Origin of the sequence: Amnimonas aquatica, from assembly GCF_002943415.1 — a bacterium.
GTDB classification, from domain to species: Bacteria; Pseudomonadota; Gammaproteobacteria; order Pseudomonadales; family Moraxellaceae; genus Perlucidibaca; species Perlucidibaca aquatica_A.
The window spans coordinates 1-3,338 of the sequence record NZ_PTQZ01000195.1 but is presented as its reverse complement, the minus strand read 5'-3'; the positions used below and the strand labels follow the sequence as shown (position 1 = coordinate 3,338).

Genomic DNA, 3,338 nt, shown 5'->3' with positions numbered 1-3,338 from the left:
TTAACCGTTCGTGCAGGATGAATGACAGTGCGGTGAAAAATCGGCGGCGGCCGCCTCAGTGCGATGCGGTTCCGGAAAACGCGTTGAGCACCACCACGCCGGCCACGATCAGCGACAGGCCGATGATCGCGGCGGCATCCAGGCGCTGGCCGTACAGCAGCCAGGCCGCCAGCGTGACCAGAGCCACGCCGACACCCGACCAGATGGCGTAAGCCACCGCCACCGGCAGCGTGCGCAGGGTCAGCGACAGGAAGTAGAAGGCCAGCGCGTAGCCGCCCACCACCAGCAGCGACGGCCACAGGCGGGTGAACCCCTCGGCCGCCTTCAGCGCGGAGGTGGCGACCACCTCGCTGACAATGGCGACCGAGAGGAACAGCCAGTGCTGCTGCATGGCGGAACAGCTCCTCAGATCGCCTTCTCGGGCACGCGGCGCTCGACCGGCTCGGCGTCCAGCTTCAGCGTGTCGCCGGCCACCGAGACATGCACGCGCCCGCCCTTGTCGGCCAGCACGCCGAACAGGATCAGCTCGGCCAGCGGCTTCTTCAGGTGCTCCTGGATCACGCGCGCCATCGGACGCGCGCCCATCAGGCGGTCATAGCCCTTCTCCGCCAGCCAGGCGCGGGCATCGGCGTCGACGTCGAGCTGCACGTGCTTGTCGTCGAGCTGGGCCTGCAGTTCCACCAGGAACTTGTCGACCACGCTGCCGATCACCAGCGGATCCAGCGCGGCGAACTGGATGATGGCATCCAGACGGTTGCGGAACTCCGGCGTGAACGCCTTCTTGATGATCTCGGCGCCGTCCGAGCTGTGGTCCTGCTGGGTGAAGCCGATGCTGGCGCGGCTGACCTGCTCCGCCCCGGCATTGGTGGTCATGACCAGGATGACGTGGCGGAAGTCGGCCTTGCGGCCGTTGTTGTCGGTCAGCGTGCCGTGGTCCATGACCTGCAGCAGCAAGTTGAACACTTCCGGATGCGCCTTCTCGATCTCGTCGAGCAGCAGCACGCAGTGCGGGTGCTTGACGATGGCCTCGGTGAGCAGGCCGCCCTGGTCGTAGCCGACATAGCCCGGCGGAGCCCCGATCAGGCGCGACACCGTGTGCCGCTCCATGTACTCGGACATGTCGAAGCGCACCAGCTCGATGCCCAGCTTGCGCGCCAGCTGCTTGGTGACCTCGGTCTTGCCGACGCCCGTGGGGCCGGCGAACAGGAAGCAGCCGATCGGCTTCTCCGGCGACTTGAGGCCGGCGCGCGACAGCTTGATCGCCGCCGCCAGCGCGTCGATGGCCTGGTCCTGGCCGAACACGGTCATTTTCAGGTCACGCTCGAGGCTGCGCAGCGATTCCTTGTCGTTGGACGACACCGCCTTGGCCGGGATGCGTGCGACCTTGGCCACCATCTCCTCGATCTCGGCCACGCCGATGACCTTCTTGCGCCGGCTCTGCGGCTGCAGGCGCTGGAACGAGCCGGCCTCGTCGATCAGGTCGATGGCCTTGTCCGGCAGGTAGCGCTCGTGGATGTAGCGGTCGGCCAGGCTGGCCGCCACATGCAGCGCCTTGTCGGCGTAACGCACGCCGTGGTGCTCCTCGAAGCGTGACTTGAGGCCGCGCAGGATGCGGTAGGTCTCGTCGACGCTGGGCTCGGCGACATCGATCTTGTGGAAGCGCCGCGACAGCGCGCCATCCTTCTCGAACAGGTTGCGGTATTCCTGGTAAGTCGTTGATCCCATGCACTTCAGCGTGCCGTTGGCGAGCGCCGGCTTGAGCAGGTTGGAAACGTCGAGCACGCCGCCGCCGGCGGAACCGGCACCGATGATGGTGTGGATCTCGTCGATGAACAGCACCGCGCCCGGCTTCTCGGTCAGCTCGTGGATCAGCGCCTTGAAGCGCTTCTCGAAGTCGCCGCGGTACTTGGTGCCGGCCAGCAGCGCGCCGATGTCGAGCGAGAACACGGTGGCGTCGGCGATGGCGTCGGGCACCTTGCCCTCGGTGATCAGCCAGGCCAGGCCCTCGGCAATGGCAGTCTTGCCGACACCGGGCTCGCCCACCAGCACCGGGTTGTTCTTGCGCCGGCGGCAGAGCACCTGGATGGCACGCTCGATCTCGTGCTCGCGGCCCACCAGCGGGTCGAGCTTGCCCTTGCGCGCCAGCTCGTTGAGGTTGACGGTGTAGTTGTGCAGCGCGGAATCCGGCACGGCGTCGGGCGCGGACTCGGTCTCGCCCTGCTCCTGCTCGCGGCTCTCCTCCTCGCGCTGGCCGCCGTGCGACAGGTGGTTCACCACGTCGAGGCGGCTGATGCCCTGCTGCTTGAGCAGGAACACGGCCTGCGACTCCTGCTCGGAGAAGATCGCCACCAGCACGTTGGCACCGCTGACCTCGCGCTTGCCGGACGACTGCACATGGAACACGGCGCGCTGCAGCACGCGCTGGAAGCCCAGCGTGGGCTGGGTCTCGCGGCCGCCGTCGGGCACCGGCAGCAGCGGCGTGGCTTCGTCGACGTACTGCTGCAGCTCGCGGCGCAGCGCCGGAATGTCGGCCCCGCAGGCCTGCAGGGCGGTGATGGCGGACTCGTTGTCGAGCAGCGACAACAGCAGGTGCTCGACGGTGATGAACTCGTGGCGCTTGCCACGGGCATCACGGAACGCGAGATTGAGGGTCAGCTCCAGTTCACGACTCAACATTGCCTGCCTCTCCTTGCCGCTGCCTCAGGGCATCGGCTCTGCCTGGCACAGCAGCGGATGTTCATGCTGCCGTGCGTGGTCGACCACCATGGCCGCCTTGGTTTCCGCGACATCGCGCGAATAGTTTCCCACCGCCGCCCGGCCCTGGTGATGCACCTGCAGCATCAGGACGGTGGCCTGCTCGACGTTGAGCCCGAAGAAACGCTCCAGCACGTCGATGACGAATTCCATGGGCGTGTAGTCGTCATTCAGGATGACGACGTGGTAGCGGCGCGGGCGCTTCAGCGCCGGCTCCACCGGCGCCACGACCACCGCCGTCTGGCTGTCGCCCTCGGCATCCGTCGGGTCGCCGTCGCCGTTTCCGCCCGTGGCGCGAACAGCGGCGGCAGCCTGCGGGCGAGCCGCCCGGAACGTGGTGTGCGAAGCATGAATCAGTCTGTGCATAACCTGACTGTAGCAGAACGCTTCGGCACTTCGTCTCGGTTTTTTTGACGCCTCGCCCCCCTTTGACGATGGATGTGCACGTTTTGTGCCCACTTGCGCATCAACCGATGAAAAGAGGCGTTTGCCGGACAGCCGGGATTGACGCGGAGGCGCGCCTGACGGCCATATTAGGCGGGCACCGGGCCTGAACCGGGCCCGTCAGGAAGACGCCAGAACAA

General features: G+C 66.9%; 3 protein-coding genes. All 3 read right to left on the bottom strand.

From position 1 onward, the window contains the following. Positions 1-55: 55 nt before the first annotated feature. From C5O18_RS07710 to clpS, 3 genes are read right to left on the bottom strand one after another with little or no spacing between them, the layout of a single operon-like run. A complete protein-coding gene (locus C5O18_RS07710; RefSeq protein ID WP_105192908.1) occupies positions 56-391 on the bottom strand; it encodes a DMT family transporter in 336 nt (111 codons plus the stop codon). Between the two features lie 14 nt (positions 392-405). Beyond that, complete coding sequence (gene clpA, locus C5O18_RS07705) at positions 406-2,676, bottom strand: ATP-dependent Clp protease ATP-binding subunit ClpA (RefSeq protein WP_105192906.1); 2,271 nt, start codon at positions 2,674-2,676, stop codon at positions 406-408. A 24-nt stretch (positions 2,677-2,700) separates the two neighbouring features. Next, complete coding sequence (clpS, locus tag C5O18_RS07700; RefSeq protein WP_105192904.1) at positions 2,701-3,120, bottom strand: ATP-dependent Clp protease adapter ClpS; 420 nt, start codon at positions 3,118-3,120, stop codon at positions 2,701-2,703. Positions 3,121-3,338: the final 218 nt, after the last annotated feature.